The 18,428-nt window shown below is 69.8% G+C and carries 13 protein-coding genes; 10 read left to right on the plus strand and 3 right to left on the minus strand.

Going from position 1 to position 18,428, the window contains the following annotated elements:
• Nucleotides 1–343: 343 nt before the first annotated feature.
• From ACFU6I_RS38450 to ACFU6I_RS38460, 3 genes are all read right to left on the minus strand, one after another.
• On the minus strand, nucleotides 344–1,027 hold the full coding sequence (locus ACFU6I_RS38450; protein ID WP_384375993.1) for a response regulator: 684 nt from the start codon (nucleotides 1,025–1,027) through the stop codon (nucleotides 344–346).
• Nucleotides 1,024–2,184 (minus strand): sensor histidine kinase, encoded by a 1,161-nt coding sequence (locus ACFU6I_RS38455; RefSeq protein ID WP_384375996.1) that lies wholly within the window; start codon nucleotides 2,182–2,184, stop codon nucleotides 1,024–1,026. Before ACFU6I_RS38455 ends, ACFU6I_RS38450 begins: the two co-directional genes overlap by 4 nt.
• A 104-nt stretch (nucleotides 2,185–2,288) precedes the next feature.
• Nucleotides 2,289–4,499 (minus strand): MMPL family transporter, encoded by a 2,211-nt coding sequence (locus ACFU6I_RS38460; protein ID WP_384375999.1) that lies wholly within the window; start codon nucleotides 4,497–4,499, stop codon nucleotides 2,289–2,291.
• Nucleotides 4,500–4,756: 257 nt separating this feature from the next.
• Between ACFU6I_RS38460 and ACFU6I_RS38465 the strand changes: the two genes are divergently transcribed.
• From ACFU6I_RS38465 to ACFU6I_RS38510, 10 genes are all read left to right on the plus strand, one after another.
• Nucleotides 4,757–5,542 carry a DeoR/GlpR family DNA-binding transcription regulator gene (locus tag ACFU6I_RS38465; RefSeq protein ID WP_384376002.1) on the plus strand — a complete coding sequence of 262 codons (786 nt, stop codon included), beginning with the start codon at nucleotides 4,757–4,759 and terminating at the stop codon, nucleotides 5,540–5,542.
• A 26-nt stretch (nucleotides 5,543–5,568) separates the two neighbouring features.
• Nucleotides 5,569–5,946 carry a DUF4406 domain-containing protein gene (locus tag ACFU6I_RS38470; protein WP_384376005.1) on the plus strand — a complete coding sequence of 126 codons (378 nt, stop codon included), beginning with the start codon at nucleotides 5,569–5,571 and terminating at the stop codon, nucleotides 5,944–5,946.
• Nucleotides 5,943–6,602 carry an NUDIX domain-containing protein gene (locus tag ACFU6I_RS38475; protein WP_384376008.1) on the plus strand — a complete coding sequence of 220 codons (660 nt, stop codon included), beginning with the start codon at nucleotides 5,943–5,945 and terminating at the stop codon, nucleotides 6,600–6,602. Before ACFU6I_RS38470 ends, ACFU6I_RS38475 begins: the two co-directional genes overlap by 4 nt.
• Before the next feature lie 205 nt (nucleotides 6,603–6,807).
• On the plus strand, nucleotides 6,808–7,989 hold the full coding sequence (locus ACFU6I_RS38480; RefSeq protein WP_345511472.1) for an ROK family transcriptional regulator: 1,182 nt from the start codon (nucleotides 6,808–6,810) through the stop codon (nucleotides 7,987–7,989).
• Nucleotides 7,990–8,109: 120 nt separating this feature from the next.
• Nucleotides 8,110–9,636, plus strand: coding sequence for a sugar ABC transporter ATP-binding protein (locus ACFU6I_RS38485; RefSeq protein WP_384376011.1), 1,527 nt, complete (start codon nucleotides 8,110–8,112; stop codon nucleotides 9,634–9,636).
• Nucleotides 9,633–10,682 carry an ABC transporter permease gene (locus ACFU6I_RS38490; RefSeq protein WP_384376015.1) on the plus strand — a complete coding sequence of 350 codons (1,050 nt, stop codon included), beginning with the start codon at nucleotides 9,633–9,635 and terminating at the stop codon, nucleotides 10,680–10,682. The genes ACFU6I_RS38485 and ACFU6I_RS38490 overlap by 4 nt, the downstream gene beginning before the upstream one ends.
• 151 nt (nucleotides 10,683–10,833) lie before the next feature.
• Nucleotides 10,834–11,871, plus strand: coding sequence for a substrate-binding domain-containing protein (locus ACFU6I_RS38495; protein ID WP_266979429.1), 1,038 nt, complete (start codon nucleotides 10,834–10,836; stop codon nucleotides 11,869–11,871).
• Between the two features lie 70 nt (nucleotides 11,872–11,941).
• Nucleotides 11,942–13,171 (plus strand): Gfo/Idh/MocA family protein, encoded by a 1,230-nt coding sequence (locus tag ACFU6I_RS38500; RefSeq protein WP_384376018.1) that lies wholly within the window; start codon nucleotides 11,942–11,944, stop codon nucleotides 13,169–13,171.
• 12 nt (nucleotides 13,172–13,183) lie between these two features.
• Entirely contained in the window at nucleotides 13,184–14,188 is a 1,005-nt protein-coding gene (locus ACFU6I_RS38505) for a sugar phosphate isomerase/epimerase family protein (protein ID WP_384376021.1), read from the plus strand.
• Nucleotides 14,189–14,574: 386 nt separating this feature from the next.
• Nucleotides 14,575–18,288, plus strand: coding sequence for a ThuA domain-containing protein (locus ACFU6I_RS38510; protein WP_384376024.1), 3,714 nt, complete (start codon nucleotides 14,575–14,577; stop codon nucleotides 18,286–18,288).
• Nucleotides 18,289–18,428: the final 140 nt, after the last annotated feature.

Raw genomic sequence — 18,428 nt, forward strand, 5'->3', positions numbered from 1 at the left:
GGCTAGGGCGTGTGTCGGAAGTCCCGCCGTCCGCCCGAAGGGTGGGCCCGGCGGCGTCCGGTGCGTGCGATCGCGAGGCGGAGGGTCGTCCTCGTACCGGACGTACTCGGGCGGGCCCGACAACGCGGCGAGCGTGCGTGCCGGGCGTCGCCGGGCAGGCGGGACTTCCGACACACCCCTAGTGCTGCGACCGGACACGCAGGACCGTTCGAACGGGTCGTCAAGGTTCGGACGGATCGCGGTCGTGACGGGTCGAAGCCGTAACGGGTCGTCCAGGAAGGGTCGGAGCTCCGAGTCCCGGCCCTCCTCTGCGTTCCGCCCGCAGTGGACGGTCCGTCGGCGTTCAGTGCGGTGGCGGCGGCGTGGGCTGTACGAGGCCGGACTGGTAGGCGATCACGACCAGTTGGGCGCGGTCCCGCGCGTGGAGCTTGGCCATGGCGCGCTGGACGTGGGTGCGCACGGTCAGCGGGCTGAGGACGAGCATGCCGGCGATCTCGGTGTTCGACTTCCCCTCGGCGGCCAGAGCCATCACCTCGCGCTCGCGGGCGGTGAGAACGGCGAGGCGTTCGGGCGGCGCCAGGTGGCTTCCGGGTTCGGGTGTGGCGAGGAAGCGGGCGATGAGGGAGCGCGTGGCCAGCGGGGAGAGCAGGGATTCGCCGGAGGCCACGGTGCGGATGCCGGAGAGGAGTCCGTCCGCGTCCACGTCCTTGCCGAGAAAGCCGCTCGCGCCGGCGCGCAGTGCCCGGGCGACGTACTCGTCGGTCTCGAACGTGGTGAGGATGAGGACGCGGGTGCCGGACAGGTCCGGATCGGCGCAGAGCGCGGTGGTCGCGGCCAGGCCGTCGATGCCGGGCATGCGGATGTCCATGAGGACGAGGTCGGGACGGTGGGTGCGGGTGAGCTCGACCGCTTCCCTGCCGTCGGCGGCTTCGGCGACCACGTTCATGTCGTCACAGGAGTCGATCAGCATGCGGAAGGTCGCCCGGAGGAGGGCTTGGTCGTCGGCGAGCAGGACGCGGATGGTCATGCGATGAAGCCCTCTTCCGGGTTACGGGGGTGCAGTGGCAGACGGGCGGTGACGTGGAAGCCACCTTCGGACCGGTGGCCGGCGTACAGGTGACCGCCGACGGAATGGGCGCGTTCACGCATGCCGATGAGACCGAATCCGCCGTTCCGGGCCGCAGTGGTTCGGGCCGTGGCCTCTCCGTCGTCGGTGATCGTGACGGTGAGCCTGTCGCGGGTGTAGTCGAGCTGTACGTGCGCCGTGTGTGCGGTGGCGTGTTTGGTGACGTTGGTGAGTGCTTCCTGCACGATCCGGAACGCCGTCAGGTCCACTGCCGGTGAGAGCCGCTGTTCCTCGCCCTCGGTGGTGACGGTGACGATGAGCCCGGCGGATGCGAACGAGTCGGTGAGTTCGGCGAGCTGCGCGAGGCCGGGGGCGGGTGCCAGCGCGTCGGTGTCGTCCGCCTGGCGCAGGAGGCCGACGGTGGCCTTGAGTTCCCGCAGTGCCGATGAGGTGGTGCCGACCAGGTCGGCAAGGATCGTCTGCGCCTGCTCGGGGTGGTTGCGCGCCAGGTGCGCGGCCGTACCGGCCTGGGCGTGGGCCAGCGTCAAGTGGTGGGCGACGGCATCGTGCAGTTCGCGGGCGATGCGCATGCGCTCGGCGTGTGCGGCGCGCGCCTGTACGACCTCCAGATAGGCGCGACGCAGCTGGACGGCGCCGCCGAGCACTGCCGACAGCAGAATCCAGGCGGTGGGGTTGATCGTCCTGAGGATGAGCGGCTGGTCACCACGGGTGGCGAGCAGCGTGGTCGCCGTCAGCAGCGCGGCGATGGTGAGCGTGTAGGTGCGGGTGGTCGTCCGGTCGGCGTCGACGGCCAGCCGGTAGAGCGCCACCATGACAGGTCCCAGCAGCAGGGGGGTGAGCAGGAATCCCGGCACTCCCGTGGCCACGGCGCAGGCCGCGGTCACTGCGACGACGGCGCGGGGGTGGCTGCGGTTCCACAGCAGGGCCGCGCAGCCGACGGCCGAGAACAGCACGGCGATCCACCACTCGGCCCGGATGGCGGGCTCCATGCCGCTGATCACGCTTCCCGGGACGGAGACGACGAACAGCAGCAGGGCCACCGCAGCGTCGACGCCGCGGGGATGGTCGTTCGTGTATCGCTGCCAGGTGGTCGTCATCGAATTCTCCGGTCCGGTAGATCCATGGTGGGCGATGCGGGCGCCGCGCAGCCAACGAGGGCCGCCCGTGTTCTCCACGGGCGGCCCTGCGGTGGGTGCGGCGGTCAGATACGGACCGACTCCCGGTCGGCGGCCTCGGCCTGCGCCGGGGCGGCGGCGGACCGCCGGCTGAGAGCCTCACCTTCCACGTCGACGCGGGGCAGCAGCTTGTCCAGCGGGCGGGGCAGCCACCACGCCGCCTTGCCGAGCAGGGCGAGCACGGCGGGGACGAACGCCATGCGGACGACGAACGCGTCGAACAGGACGGCCGTGGCCAGACCGAACCCGATCGTCTTGATCATGGATTCGCCGGCGCCGATGAACCCCGAGAAGACGGCCATCATGATGAGCGCGGCCGCCACCACGACGCGGGCGCTGTACCGGAAACCGGTGACGACCGCCTGGCCGGGCCGGTCTCCGTGGACGTACGCCTCCCGCATGCGGGCGACCAGGAAGACCTCGTAGTCCATGGCGAGACCGAAGACGATGCCCACCAGGAAGATCGGCATCAGGCTCATGATCGGGCCGGTCTGCTCCACGCCGAGGAGGCCGGCGCCCCAGCCCCACTGGAAGACCGCGACGACCGAGCCGAGAGCGGCCAGCACCGACAGGAGGAAGCCGAGGGCCGCCTTGATCGGTACGAGCGCGGAGCGGAAGACCACCGTCAGGAGCAGGATGGCCAGACCCACCACGACCGCGAGGTAGGGGGTCAGCGCGTCCTGGACCTTCTGGGCGACGTCGATGTTCATCGCTGTGGTGCCGGTGACCTCGAAGGTCACTCCGGTGGCGGACGTGACCGCGGGGCGTTCGGTGCGGATGGTGTGGACGAGGTCCTTGGTCTTCTCGGTGCTCGGCCCGGCGGCCGGGACGGCGGAGAACACCGCGGTGTCACCGGCGGGGTTGAAGCGCGCCGGTGAGACGGAGACGACTCCTTCGGTGGCGCCGATCTTCTGCTCGATCGTCGTCACCGCGGCCTTCGGGTCGTCGGCACCCTTGGCGTCCACGACGATGGTCAGGGGCCCGTTGAAGCCGGGACCGAAGCCGTCGGCGAGCGCGTCGTAGGCGCGGCGCTCCGTGGTCGAGGTGGGTTTGGCCTCGTCTCCGGGCATGCCCAGCTGGAGATCCATCACCGGCAGCGCGAGTGCCCCCAGACCCGCGACCGAGGCGAGGAGCACGGGGACGGGGCGGCGCAGGACGAACCGGGCCCAGCGGCTGCCGCCGTTGTGCTCGCCGCCTTCCTTGCTCCTCCCGCGTTTTCGGACGGAGCGCGACAGCACCGTACGCGGCCAGAAGCCGAGCAGGGCCGGGACCAGCGTCAGCGCGACGACGACGGAGATGACGACCGCCCCTGCGGCGGCGAGGCCCATCGTGGTCAGCATCGGGATACCGACCACCGAGAGCCCGGCCAGTGCGATGACGACGGTGAGCCCGGCGAAGACGACCGCCGAACCGGCGGTGCCGGCCGCCAGACCCGCCGCCTCCTGGGGTACGTGTCCCTTGGCCCGTTCCTCCCGGTAGCGGGAGACGATGAACACGGCGTAGTCGATGCCGCACGCGAGGCCGAGCATCGTGGCCAGGGTGCCCGTCGTCGCGGACAGGCCCAGGGCACTGCCCAGGGCGAGAATCGACGCCATGCTGACACCGACGCCGATGATCGCGGTCAGCAGCGGCAGCCCGGCGGCGGCCAGTGAACCGAAGGTCATCAGCAACACCACGGCGGCGATGGCGATGCCAATCCCTTCGGCCCCTCCGCCCGCCGCCGGCCGGGTCGCCAGCGCGTTTCCGCCGACCTCGACGGTCAGGCCCGCGTCCCGGGCCTCCTGCAGGGCGTCCTCCAGCTTCTGCCTGCTCGCGTCGGTGAGGTCGTCGGCCTTCACCCTGTAGGTGACGGTCGCGTACGCCGTGGAGGCGTCCTTGCTCACCGAATGCGCCTGGAAGGGGCTCACCGCACCGGCGACCTGAGCCCCGTCGGCCGCCTCGACCACGGTCTTCTCGATGGCCGACCGGTTCCCGGCCGCCGTGACCTTCTGCCCGTCGGGAGCGACGAAGACGACCCGGGCGCTCGCCCCGTCGGCCATCGACCCGGGGAAGCGCTGCTCCATCAGGTCGAATGCCTTCTGGGACTCGATGCCGGGCATGGATGACCCCTCGTCGGGGGCGGTGGGAGCTGTGACGGCGCCGAAGCCGACAGCGCCCAGCACCGCCGCCCACAGCAGGGCGACGTACCAGCGTCGCCGGAAGGCCAGACGGCCCAGTCGATAGAGAAAAGCAGCCACGGGCAGGGGTCTCCACATCTGAATCTCGAATACCTCCCCAGGTTCTCCGGGCACGGCCCGTCCCGTCGTCGTGCGCCTGCCGACAATCCCGCTACTGAAATCGCAGTACATGTGCTCCGGCACATCCCCGACAGGCATGACGGACCACTGCTCCTGCCAACCGCCGGCGCTCTCCTCCTGCACATCGAAGGGCAGGTCCTGCCCGATATTCACACATGAGCATGTTCAAGTGAACATTGGTGTGTTAGAAATGAGTCATGGGTGTCGCCAATCGTCTGGACCTGACCCTGCGACTGGTGCAGGGCTCCGGCCGGGTTTCCGTGTCGGAGCTCTCCCATCGTCTGGGGGTCTCCGAAATGACCGTTCGCAGGGACCTGGACGCGCTGGAGCGACAGGGGCTGGTGCGCAGGGTGCACGGCGGCGCCGTCGCCACACGTTCGCGTGAGGAGGGGGCGGGCTTCGCGGCCCGTGAGCCGTGGCAGGCCGCGACGAAGGACCGTCTCGGTGCGGCCGTGGCCGCGATGGTCGAGCCGGGATCCCGTGTGCTGCTGGACGCGGGCACCACCACCGTGCACGTCGCGAAGCATCTGGTCGAACGTGCCCCGTTGACGGTCGCGGTGCTCAGTCTGCAGGCGGCGGTCTGCCTGGCGGACCGGCCCGGCATCGAGCTGCTGGTCGTCGGCGGCCGGTCCCGTTCCGGGGAGCAGTCGCTGGTCGGCCCGCTTGCCCTGCGCACACTTGAGGCCCTGGCCTTCGACTGCTTTGTGCTGTCCATCGGCGGTGTGCACGCCGAGTACGGGTGGTCGGAGTTCTCGCTGGACGACGCGGCCGTCAAACAGGCCGCCCTTGCGCAGGCGGCGCGCACCATCGCCGTGGCGGACGCGACCAAGCTCGGGGTGCGCGCGTTCAGCCAGGTCGCCGCGCTGGGGGCGGTGGACGCCTTCGTCACCGACGCCGCGGCCCAGGACGCCGCCACGCACCCCAATGGCCCGCTGACCCTGACGGCCCTGCGCGATGCGGGCGTCGGCACGGCCCTGGCCTGAACACCGTCCGCCATGAGGAGCGCATCATGACCGCTGTCCCACGACCGCTGATGATCCTGGTCGCCGGCCCGTACCGGTCGGGCACCGGAGACGATCCGGTCAAGCTCGACGCCCATGTGCGGGCGATGAACCAGGCCGCACTGGTGCTCTTTCGCTCCGGCCACCTGCCGGTCACCGGCGAGGCTCTCGCCCTTCCCCTGCTGGAGACCGCGGGAAGCGCCGGTCCGGGCGACGCGGCATTCCAGGAGATCTTCCACCCCGTCGCCGAACTGCTGCTGGCGCGCTGCGACGCGGTGCTGCGCATCGGCGGCCCCTCGGACGGCGCGGACCGGATGGTCGCGAGGGCCCGGGATCAGGGGCTGGACGTCTACACCCGTATCGACGACGTCCCGTCCGCCCGGTGACGGCCGGCCTGGACACCCCCGACCGCCGCGGCCGTACCGGCCTGGACCGGCACGGCCGCGACCTGACCGGCAACCCGCGGGTGCGAATCGAAGACGTGGAAGTGCTTTCCTGCGACTGGTACGTCCTGCGCCGGACGACCTTCGACTACCGGCACAGCGACGGCCACTGGAGCCGGGAGCAGCGGGAGACCTACGACCGCGGCGACGGCGCCACGATCTTGCTCTACAACACCGAACACCGCACTGTTCTGCTGACTCGGCAGTTCCGTCTGCCCGCCTATGTCAACGGGCACCCCGACGGCATGCTGATCGAGACCGCCGCCGGGCTCCTCGACGGCGACAGCCCCGAGGAAGCCATCCGCAGGGAGGCCGCCGAGGAGACCGGACATGTCATCGGTACCCCCGAGCGCGTCTTCGAGGTGTACATGAGCCCCGGCTCGGTCACCGAACGCCTGCACTTCTTCGCTGCCCCCTACCGTCCGCAGGCCTCCGCCGCCGACGGGTACGGGATCGCGGCCGAGGGTGAGGACATCGCGACGACGGAACTCCCCTTCGCGGAGGCGCTCGCGATGGTCCGCACCGGCGCCATCGCCGATGCCAAGACCATCATGCTGCTGCAGTGGGCGGCCCTGGACGGCCCGTTCCGGCACTCCTGATTGCCCGCCCGGCCACGGCGCGGGCCCCGAAATGCCCCGGCGCCGACGGTGGATCCACCATTCGACCGCACGGCTTTGTCCTCAGTGTGGAGAAAGTTGTAGCGGATTCCTGCGCAACTTCTTCCCAGTACCGGCAACCGCTGCTACGTTCCATTCGAAAGCCCGACGGATGAGCCGATGTGGCGGGGAGGGGCGCGTGAGACGTATGACGGCACGACCCGCGAATGCGCATCAGGCGCGACTGCTCCGGCTGTTGCGCGACGGCGGGCCCAACTCCCGGGCACAGCTGGGGGATCAGGTCGATCTCTCCCGCTCCAAGCTCGCCGTCGAGGTGGACCGGCTGCTGGAGACCGGACTCGTCGTGGCCGACGGACTCGCCGCCTCGCGCGGCGGGCGTCGCTCGCACAACATCCGGCTCGCTCCCGCACTGCGCTTCCTCGGCGTCGACATTGGTGCCACATCGATCGATGTGGCTGTCACCAACGCGGAGTTGGAGGTTCTGGGCCACCTCAACCACCCCATGGACGTACGCGAAGGACCTGTCGCGATCTTCGAGCAGGTGCTGTCCATGGCGGCCAAGCTCCGGGCCTCCGGGCTCGCCGAGGGCTTCGACGGCGTGGGCATCGGCGTACCCGGACCGGTCCGCTTCCCCGAAGGCGTACCGGTCGCACCTCCGATCATGCCCGGCTGGGACGGCTTCCCGGTCCGCGAGGCGCTCAGCCAGGAACTGGGCTGCCCCGTCATGGTCGACAACGACGTGAACCTGATGGCGATGGGGGAACAGCACGCGGGCGTCGCACGCTCCGTGGGCGACTTCCTCTGCGTCAAGATCGGTACCGGTATCGGCTGCGGCATCGTCGTCGGCGGCGACGTCTACCGCGGTACGACGGGCAGCGCCGGCGACATCGGCCACATCCAGGTCGAACCCGACGGCCGCGCCTGCGCCTGCGGCAACCGGGGCTGCCTGGAAGCCCACTTCAGCGGCGCCGCGCTGGCCCGCGACGCCGAGGACGCGGCGCGCGCGGGGCAGTCGCAGGAACTCGCCGCCCGGCTGGAGGCGGCCGGGAAACTCACCGCGGTCGATGTGGCCGCCGCCGCGGCCGCCGGTGACGCCACCTCGCTCGACCTGATCCGCGAGGGCGGCAACCGGGTCGGCCAGGTCATCGCCGGACTCGTCAGCTTCTTCAACCCAGGACTGGTGGTGATCGGCGGCGGTGTGACCGGCCTCGGCCACACGCTCCTCGCCAGCGTCCGTACCCAGGTCTACCGGCAGTCCCTGCCGCTGGCCACCGGCAATCTTCCCATCGTGCTGGGGGAGTTGGGGCCGGCCGCCGGAGTGATCGGCGCCGCCCGGCTCATCAGCGACCACCTGTTCTCACCGGCCTGATCCTCGACCGGTACGCACCACCGAACCGTTCCCGCCTCATCCGGCCGGGGTCCCGGGGAAGCCCCCGGAACAGCACCGCCCTGCCCGCTCACCGGCCCGCACCCGCCGAGGGGATTTGTCATGGCACCAGAACCACCCCTGCTCACCATGTCCGGCATCACCAAGTCGTTCCCCGGTGTGCGCGCCCTCGACGGCGTGGACCTGGAGGTCCAGGCCGGCGAAGTCCACTGTCTGCTCGGGCAGAACGGCGCCGGCAAGTCCACCCTCATCAAGGTGCTCGCCGGGGCCCACCAGCCCGACGGCGGCGAGATCACCTGGCGCGGCGCACCCGTCTCGCTCAAGTCGCCGATCGCCGCAATGCGTCTCGGCATCGCCACCATCTACCAGGAGCTCGACCTGGTCGAGGGCCTCTCGGTCGCCGAGAACATCTTCCTCGGCCACGAACCCACCACCGCCCGCTTCGTCGTCCGCACCCGCGAAGGACGCACGGCCGCCGCCGCACTGCTGAAGCGCCTCGGCCACCCCGAGATCGATCCCGCCCGTCCCGTCGGCGCGCTCTCCGCCGCCCAGCAGCAGATCGTCTCCATGGCGCGGGCGCTCTCCCACGACGTGCGGCTCATCGTCATGGACGAGCCGTCCGCCGCCCTCGACCCCGACGAGGTCGCCAACCTCTTCCGTATCGTTGCCGGGCTCACCGCCGAGGGGGTCGCCGTCGTCTACATCTCCCACCGTCTGGAGGAGATCCGCCGGATCGGCGACCGGGTGACCGTGCTCAAGGACGGGCGGGCCGTCGCCGTCGGGCTGCCCGCCGAGTCCACCCCCACGCGCGACATCGTCGCGATGATGACCGGCCGCAATGTCGAGTACGTCTTCCCGCAGCGCCCCGAGGCCCCCGTGGAGGACGTCCGGCAGGACCCCGTGCTCACCGTCGAAGGGCTCGCGAGGGCGGACGAGTTCGCCCCCGTCGACCTGGAGCTGCGGCCCGGCGAGATCGTCGGGCTCGCCGGACTCGTCGGATCCGGGCGCTCCGAGATCCTGGAGACGATCTACGGAGCCCGCAGGCCGAGCGCGGGCCGGGTCCTCGTCGGCGGGAAGCCGCTGCGCCCCGGCAGCGTCCGCGCAGCCGTCGCCGCGGGCATCGGTCTCGCCCCCGAGGAACGCAAGGCGCAGGCCCTGCTGATGCTCGAATCCGTCACCCGCAATGTCTCCGTCTCCTCCATGTCCCGTTTTTCCCGGGCCGGTTGGCTCGACCGCGGAGCCGAGCACCGGGCGGCCCGCGCCGCCACCCGCGAACTCTCGCTGCGCCCGGACAACCCGGACACCCCCGTCCGCACCCTCTCCGGCGGCAACCAGCAGAAGGCCGTCCTGGCCCGCTGGCTGCTGCGCGGCTGCCGGGTGCTGCTGCTCGACGAACCGACCCGCGGTGTCGACGTCGGCGCCCGCGCCGAGCTCTACGCCGTGATCCGCCGGCTGGCCGACGAAGGCCTCGCCGTTCTGCTGGTCTCCAGCGAAGTGCCCGAAGTGCTGGGCCTCGCCGACCGGGTGCTGGTGCTCCGAGAGGGCCGCGTCGTGCATACGGCGGACGCCCGGGAGCTCGACGAGCACCGCGTACTCGACCTCGTGATGGAAGGAAGCCCGACGTCATGACTCAGCCCGTCTCCTCGGCGCAGCACGGTGGGCCGGACAAGGCGGCCCCGCCCGCCCCCGCCGCGTTGCCGCCCTCGAAGGGCGGCGGACTGCGCGCCCTCGGGGTGCGCGTGGACGTCCGCAACCTGTCGCTGCTCGGCGTCCTCGCCGTACTGATCGCCGTCGGCGGGTTCACCGAGCCCGACGCCTTCCTGGACACCGGGAACCTGCAGCTGATCCTGACCCAGTCGTCCGTCATCGGCGTCGTCACCGTCGGCATGACGTTCGTCATCACCAGCGGCGGCATCGATCTCTCGGTGGGCGCGATGGTGGCGCTCGCCTCCGTCTGGGCGACCACGCTCGCCACCCAGGAGTACGGCTTCGCGGGGATCCTCTTCACCGCCGTGCTCGTCGGCCTGGGTGCCGGACTCGTCAACGGGCTGCTGATCGCGTACGGGAGGCTGGTGCCGTTCATCGCGACGCTGGCCATGCTCGCCTCGGCCCGCGGTCTCGCCCTGCAGATCACCGACGGCAAGACACAGATAGTCACCGTCCAGTCGGTCCTCGACCTGGGTCTGCCCGACTCGTACGTCCTCGGTATCCCGCCGTTGGTCATGGTCTTCGCCGCGGTCACCGTCATCGGCTGGCTGGTGCTGAACCGGACGACGTTCGGCCGCCGCACGGTGGCGGTCGGCGGCAACGCGGAAGCGGCCCGCCTCGCCGGGATCGACGTACGGCGGCAGCGGCTCTACCTGTATCTGCTCTCCGGTCTCTGCTGCGGCATCGCGGCCTTCATGCTGATCATCCTGTCCGGTTCGGGACAGAACACCAACGGCAACCTGTACGAGCTCGACGCCATCGCCGCAGCGATCATCGGCGGCACCCTGCTCAGCGGCGGACGCGGCACAATCGTCGGCTCCGTCCTCGGTGTCCTCGTCTTCACCACCATCACCAATATCTTCGCGCTCAACAATCTGCAGAGCGATGTCCAGCAGATCGCCAAGGGCGCGATCATCGTTGCCGCCGTCCTGGTCCAGCGCCGCACCTCGGCCCACGGGGAGACCTAAGGGTGTCCGGCGGATCACGGCCGGGGCCGCGCCCTGTCCGACCCTGATCCGCCCGACACCCCCGGCCCTCGGGCCCTCCCCACTCCACCCCACCCCATCTCACCCGCAGTTCCGCATGCCACCCACGCACCGGATGAAGGGTTCCACAGCCATGCCAGAAACCAGCCGCAGAGGACTGCTCTTCGGCACCGCGGCCGTCTCCGCGGGCGCTCTCCTCACTGCCTGCACCAGCAATGAGCCGAAGAAGTCGCAGACCGCGCAGAGCAATCAGCCGGCCGCGGACGACAAGCCCGGGAAGCCCGTCACCATCGGCTTCGCCGGACCCCAGGCCGACCACGGATGGCTCAACGCCATCAATGAGAACGCCAAGTCGCGGGCGGAGAAGTACTCCGAGGTGACCCTGGAGATCACCGAGGGCTCCAACGACACCGCCGCCCAGATCGGCCAGGTCAAGACCCTCATCAACAAGAAGGTCGACGTCCTCGTCATTCTGCCCGCCGACGGCAAAGCGCTCACTCAGGTCGGTCTGGAGGCGATGAAGGCGGGCATCCCCGTCATCAACCTGGACCGCATCTTCGCCTCACCGCAGGCCTACCGCTGCTGGGTCGGCGGCGACAACTACGGCATGGGACTCAATGCCGGCACCTACATCGGCGAACAGCTCAAGGACAAGCCGAACGCCAAGGTGGTCGAGCTCGCGGGCATCGACAACCTGGAGCTCACCAAGCAGCGCAGCCAGGGCTTCGCGGACGCCCTCAAGAACTACTCCAACATCAAGCTGGTGGCCCGTCAGGCCGCCGAATTCACCGTCGAGTCGGGCCAGGCGAAGATGGCCCAACTCCTGCAGGCGCAGAAGAAGTTCGACGCCCTGTGGAACCATGACGACGACCAGGGAGTTGGCGCGCTGCGCGCCATCCAGCAGGCGGGCCGGGACGAGTTCCTGATGGTCGGAGGCGCGGGCGCGAAGTCCGCGATGGACGCCATCAAGGCCGACAACAGCGTCCTGAAGGCCACGGTTCTCTACCCGCCGACGATGGCCGCGTCCGCCATCGACCTGGCGCGTGCCCTGGGGCAGGGCAAGGGCATCGGCGGGCTCTCCGAACTGGAGATCCCGACCAGCCTCACCCTTTACTCGGCCGTTGTCACCAAGGACAACATCGACCAGTACCTGCCTACGGGCTTCAGCTGATCCGCCGTCCAGGAGGGTGCTGACCCTCCTGCCGTGCGCCCACCGAACGACCGACGAGGAGGAAGCCCGTATGGCCCGTAGGGAAGAGACGGAGCAGGAGGCCGCAGCGCCGCCGACGACCGTGCCGAAGGCGACGCTCGGGGTCGGCATGGTCGGATACGCGTTCATGGGCGCCGCCCACTCACAGGGGTGGCGCACCGCCGGACACGTCTTCGACCTGCCGATGCAGCCGGCTCTCGCCGCGATCTGCGGACGCGACCTCACGGCGGTATCCGCCGCCGCCGAACGGCACGGCTGGGCGGCGGCGGAGACCGACTGGCGCGCCCTGATCGCCCGGGACGACGTCCAGCTCGTCGACATCTGCACGCCCGGCGACAGCCATGCGGAGATCGCCATCGCCGCCCTGGAGGCCGGCAAACACGTGCTGTGCGAGAAGCCGCTCGCCAACACGGTCGCCGAGGCGGAGGCCATGACGGAGGCCGCGGAACGGGCCAGGGCCCGCGGCCAGGTGGCGATGGTCGGCTTCAACTACCGCAAGGTGCCGGCGATCGCGTACGCACGGACGCTGATCGCAGACGGGAGGATCGGCGCCCTGCGGCACGTACGGGCCACCTACCTCCAGGACTGGCTGGTCGACCCCGAGTCGCCGCTCACCTGGCGGCTCAAGCGCGAGCACGCGGGATCGGGCGCGCTCGGCGACCTCGGGGCGCACATCGTCGACCTCGCCCAGTATCTGGCGGGAGAGCTCCTGGTGGGGGTGTCGGCGGTCGCCGAGACCTTCGTACGGGAACGACCGCTGCTCACCGGGGCGTCGGCCGGACTCTCGGGCACCGCGGACAGCGGGGCACGCGGGGCGGTCACCGTCGACGACGCCGCCCTGTTCACCGGCAAGCTCGCCTCCGGAGCACTGGCCTCGTTCGAGGCGACCCGGATGGCGGCGGGCCGCAAGAACGCGCTGAGGCTGGAGATCAACGGCGAGCGGGGCTCGCTCGCCTTCGATCTGGAACGCCTCAACGAACTGTCCTTCCACGACCACACCGAACAGGCCACCACTGCCGGGTTCCGCCGCATCCTCGTCACCGAGCCCGAGCACCCGTACCTGGAGGCGTGGTGGCCGCCGGGCCACGCACTCGGCTACGAGCACACCTTCATCCACCAGGCCCGCGACCTGGTTCTGACGATCGCCGAAGGGGCGGACCCCGTACCGTCGTTCGCCGACGGACTTCAGGTGCAGCGGGTACTCGCGGCGGTGGAGGAAAGCGCCGCGAAGAGCTCCATACACACCCCCGTGCAGTCCTAGGAGGTTCTGCGCATGCCCCGTCCCTTCACGCTCTTCACCGGTCAGTGGGCCGACCTGCCGCTGGAGGAGGTCTGCCGGCTCGCCCGGGACTTCGGTTACGACGGTCTCGAACTCGCCTGCTGGGGGGATCACTTCGAGGTCGACAAGGCACTCGCCGACCCCGGTTATCTCGACGGGCGGCGGCAGCTGCTCGACAAGTACGGTCTGAAGTGCTGGGCGATCTCCAACCACCTCGTCGGCCAGGCGGTCTGCGACAACCCGATCGACGAACGTCACCAGGGCATCCTGCCGGCCCGGATCTGGGGCGACGGCGAGCCCGAAGGGGTACGGCAGCGGGCCGCCGAGGAGATCAAGAACACCGCCCGCGCGGCCGCCGCCTTCGGGGTCCGTACGGTCATCGGTTTCACCGGCTCGTCGATCTGGCACCTGGTGGCGATGTTCCCGCCGGTGCCGCCGCGGATGATCGAGCGCGGTTACGAGGATTTCGCCGAGCGCTGGAACCCGATCCTCGACGTGTTCGATGCGGAGGGCGTGCGGTTCGCCCACGAGGTGCACCCCAGCGAGATCGCGTACGACTACTGGACCACGCACCGGGCCCTGGAGGCCGTCGGCCACCGGGCCGCGTTCGGGCTGAACTTCGACCCGAGCCATTTCGTCTGGCAGGACCTCGATCCGGTCGGCTTCCTCTACGACTTCCGGGACCGGATCTACCACGTGGACTGCAAGGAGGCCCGCAAGCGTCTCGACGGGCGCAACGGCCGTCTCGGCTCGCACCTTCCCTGGGGCGATCCGCGGCGCGGCTGGGACTTCGTCTCCGCCGGGCACGGTGACGTGCCGTGGGAGGACGTCTTCCGGATGCTCCGCTCGATCGACTACGAAGGCCCGGTCTCGGTGGAGTGGGAGGACGCCGGGATGGACCGGCTGGCGGGCGCACCGGAAGCGCTTGCCACGCTGAAGCGGTACGACTTCGACCCACCGGCTGCGTCGTTCGACGCGGCATTCGGGGGCGGCGACTGACGGTTCCTCGCGGGGGCTCCGCCCCCGGACCTCCGCTCCTCACTCGCGCTTTTTCAGTACGTCCGGCGGGTGAGTACCGGGGTCCGGGGCGGAGCCCCGGCGGGGCGGGTAGCGGGGCAGGTCGTTGCAGCCCGGTGGCACATGTGCCGTCGGGACGGTCCGGGCTGCCCAAAACCCCCTTTGTCCTGATGTAGGAAAAAGTTCAACTTAACTCCTGCACAAGGGCTTTCCACCCCGGACGAACCCGTCTACCGTCCCCTTGGTGTACACCACATGACTCGCGTCACCGGAGCTCCACCGGGCCTTCGGTGACCTGCGCGGCAGTCCCCGCGCGGAACGGCACGGCAGCACTCGCCCGTACAACCGGCACTCTCCGGAGGACACTCGTGCACAGAACCAGAACCCGGCCCCGATTCCGTACAACCCTGGCCCTGCTCACCGGCGGCCTGCTCACCGCGGCCACCCTCGCCCTGGGCGCCCCGCCCGGTGCAGCCGCATCGGGCCCGACCTCGCCGGCCGCGTCCGACGCGGCGGCGACCGAGGACTTCCAGCAGGTCACCCTCGCCAAGGGGGTCGCCGAGACCGGCGAACCCATGTCCCTGGCCGTGCTCCCCGACCGCAGCGTCCTGCACACCTCGCGCAACGGCGAGCTGCGGATCACCGACAGCGCCGGCAACACCAGGGTCTCGGGCGTCATCCCCGTCTACTCGCACGACGAGGAAGGCCTCCAGGGCGTCGGTATCGACCCGAACTTCGACAAGAACCGGGCGATCTACCTCTACTACGCGCCGCCGCTGGACACACCGCCCGGCGATGCCCCGGAGACCGGCACCGCCGCCGACTTCGCCAAGTTCGACGGCGTCAACCGGCTCTCCCGCTTCGTCCTCAACCAGGACGGCACCCTCGACCTGAGCAGCGAGAAGAAGGTCCTCGACGTCAAGGCGTCGCGCGGCATCTGCTGCCACGTCGGCGGCGACATCGACTTCGACGCGCAGGGCAACCTGTATCTGTCGACCGGTGACGACTCCAACCCCTTCGCCTCCGACGGCTACACGCCGATAGACGAACGTCCCGACCGCAACCCGGCGTTCGATGCCCGGCGCACCTCGGGCAACACCAACGACCTGCGCGGCAAGCTCCTCCGGATCAAGGTCGCCGACGACGGCTCGTACACCATCCCCGAGGGCAACCTCTTCGCCCCGGGGACGGACAAGACCCGGCCCGAGATCTACGCGATGGGCTTCCGCAACCCGTTCCGCTTCAGCGTCGACAAGGCCACCGGCATTGCGTACGTCGGTGACTACGGTCCCGACGCGGGCGCGGCCGACCCGAAGCGCGGACCGGGCGGACAGGTCGAGTTCGCCCGGGTGACCAAGGCGGGCAACTTCGGCTGGCCGTTCTGCACCGGGAAGAACGACCCCTTCGTCGACTACGACTTCGCGACGAAGACGTCCGGCGCGACCTTCGACTGCGCCGCGCCGAAGAACACCTCGCCGCACAACACCGGACTGGTCGATCTGCCCCCGTCGCAGCCCGCCTGGATCCCGTACGACGGCGGATCCGTGCCCGAGTTCGGCACCGGCTCCGAGTCGCCGATGGGCGGCCCCGTCTACCGCTACGACGCCAACCTCGACTCGCCCGTGAAGTTCCCCGAGGCGTACGACGGGGACTTCTTCGCCGGTGAGTTCGGTCGGCGCTGGATCAAGCGCATCGAGCAGGACGGCGACGGCACGGTCCGGTCCATCAACAACATCCCGTGGACCGGGACCCAGGTGATGGACATGGCCTTCGGCCCGGACGGGGCGCTGTACGTCCTCGACTACGGTCTCGCCTGGTTCGGTGGTGACGAGAACTCCGCGCTCTACCGCATCGAGAACGCCACCGGCGGTCACTCGCCCGTCGCCGAAGCCACCTCGGACAAGACGTCCGGCACCACCCCGCTGAAGGTGCAGTTCTCCTCGGCCGGCACCACGGACTCCGACGGCGACACACTCACCTACGCCTGGGACTTCGGTGACGGTGGCACGTCGACCGCCGCGAACCCCACGTACACGTACAAGAAGAACGGCACCTACACCGCGACCGTCACCGCCAAGGACCCCACGGGACGCACCGGAAAGGCCAGCGTCCATGTGACCGTCGGCAACACCGCGCCCACGGTGAAGCTGGAACTCCCGGGTGACGGGCAGCTGTTCAGCTTCGGGGACAAGATCCCGTTCAAGGTGACCGTCACCGACCCCGAGGACGGCACGATCGACTGCTCGAAGGTCGAGGTCCGCTTCGTGCTCGGCCATGACAGCCACGGCCACCCGATCACCACGGCCAACGGCTGCACCGGCACCATCAGCACCCAGATCGACGGCGGACACGACCCGAACGCCAACATCTTCGGTGTCATCGACGCCTCGTACACCGATGGCGGGGGCGGCGGCCAGGCCGCGCTCTCCGGCCACGACCAGTCGCAGCTTCAGCCCCGCCACCGCCAGGCCGAGCACTTCACCGCGTCGTCCGGCATCCGGACGTACGACAAGGCGGCTGCGCACGGCGGCAAGACGGTCGGCGACATCAACAACGGCGACTGGATCGCCTTCAAGCCGTACATTCTCGGTGACTCCACCAAGCTCACCGCCCGGATCTCGTCCGGCGGCGCGGGCGGCTTCCTCGAAGTACGGTCCGGCTCCGCGACCGGCAAGATCCTCGGCTCCGCACCGGTGCCGGTGACGGGTGGCTGGGAGAACTTCCAGGACATCGACGTACCGCTGCGCGGCGTCCCGGGGAAGGCCACCGAGCTCTTCCTGGTCTTCAAGGGCGGCGACGGGGCGCTCTACGACGTCGACGACTTCGAGCTCTCCAACAGCGCCCCCGACAAGACCGCCAAGCGGGTCCTGGTCTTCTCGAAGACGGCCGGCTTCCGCCACGACGCGATTCCCCAGGGCATCGCGGCACTGAAGGAACTCGGCGCGACGAGCAACATCACCGTCGACTCCACCGAGGAAGCAGGCCAGTTCACCACCAGCAACCTGGCCCGCTACGACGCCGTCGTCTTCCTCTCCACGACCGGTGACGTCCTCAACGCCGACCAGCAGAAGGCGTTCGAGAACTACATCGCCACCGGCGGCGGCTACATGGGCGTGCACGCCGCCGCGGACACCGAGTACGACTGGTCGTTCTACGGCGGACTCGTCGGCGCGTACTTCGCCGGGCACCCCGCGATCCAGCCCGTCACCGTCCGCGTCGAGGACCACAAGCACCCGGCGACCGCCCACCTCGACGACGCCTGGAACCGGACCGACGAGCTGTACAACTACCGCACCAACCCGCGCGACAAGGTGAAGGTCCTCGCCACCCTTGACGAAACGACCTACACCGGGGGCACCATGAAGGGCGATCACCCGATCACCTGGTGCCAGACCTACCAGGGCGGCCGCTCCTTCTACACCGGCCTCGGCCACACCAAGGAGTCGTACGCCGAACCGGCCTTCCGCCAGCTCCTCCTCGGCGGCGTCCGCTATGCGGCCGGACAGGTGCAGGCCGACTGCAAGCCGAACACCGGCTACCGGACGATCTTCAACGGCAAGACACTCGAAGGCTGGAAGCAGGCCGGCCCCGGGAAGTTCAACGTCGTCGACGGTGAACTCCGCTCCGAGGGCGGCATGGGTCTCCTCACCTACCAGGCCAAGGAGCTCGGGTCGTACTCGCTGAAGCTCGACTGGAAGCTGGAGGGCGACGACAACTCCGGTGTCTTCGTCGGCTTCCCGGCGTCCGACGACCCCTGGTCCGCGGTGAACAACGGCTACGAGGTCCAGATCGACGCCACCGATGCGCCCGACCGCACCACGGGCTCCATCTACACCTTCAAGGCGGCGAACATCAAGGCCCGTGACGAGGTCCTGCGGCCGCCCGGCCAGTGGAACAGCTACGAGATCAAGGTGCAGGGCGAACGGCTCCAGGTCTTCCTCAACGGAGTCAAGATCAACGACTTCACCAACACCGATCCCGTCCGCAGCCTGAAGGACGGCTACATCGGCCTCCAGAACCACGGAGCCGACGACCATGTGTCCTTCCGCAACATCGAGTTGAAGGAGCTGCCCGCCTCCTAGGCGCGACAGCCGCAGTCCGACGGCGGGCGGGGCAAAGGCCCTACCCCGCCCGCCGTCACCCCCACCCGTATCCGCCTCGAATCGATCAGCGCCGCTCTTTTTGCACCACCCAGCCAGGATCCCCAGTCAGGGAGGCAGCC

This window comes from Streptomyces sp. NPDC057486 (assembly GCF_042802415.1).
Taxonomy (GTDB): domain Bacteria; phylum Actinomycetota; class Actinomycetes; order Streptomycetales; family Streptomycetaceae; genus Streptomyces; species Streptomyces yanii.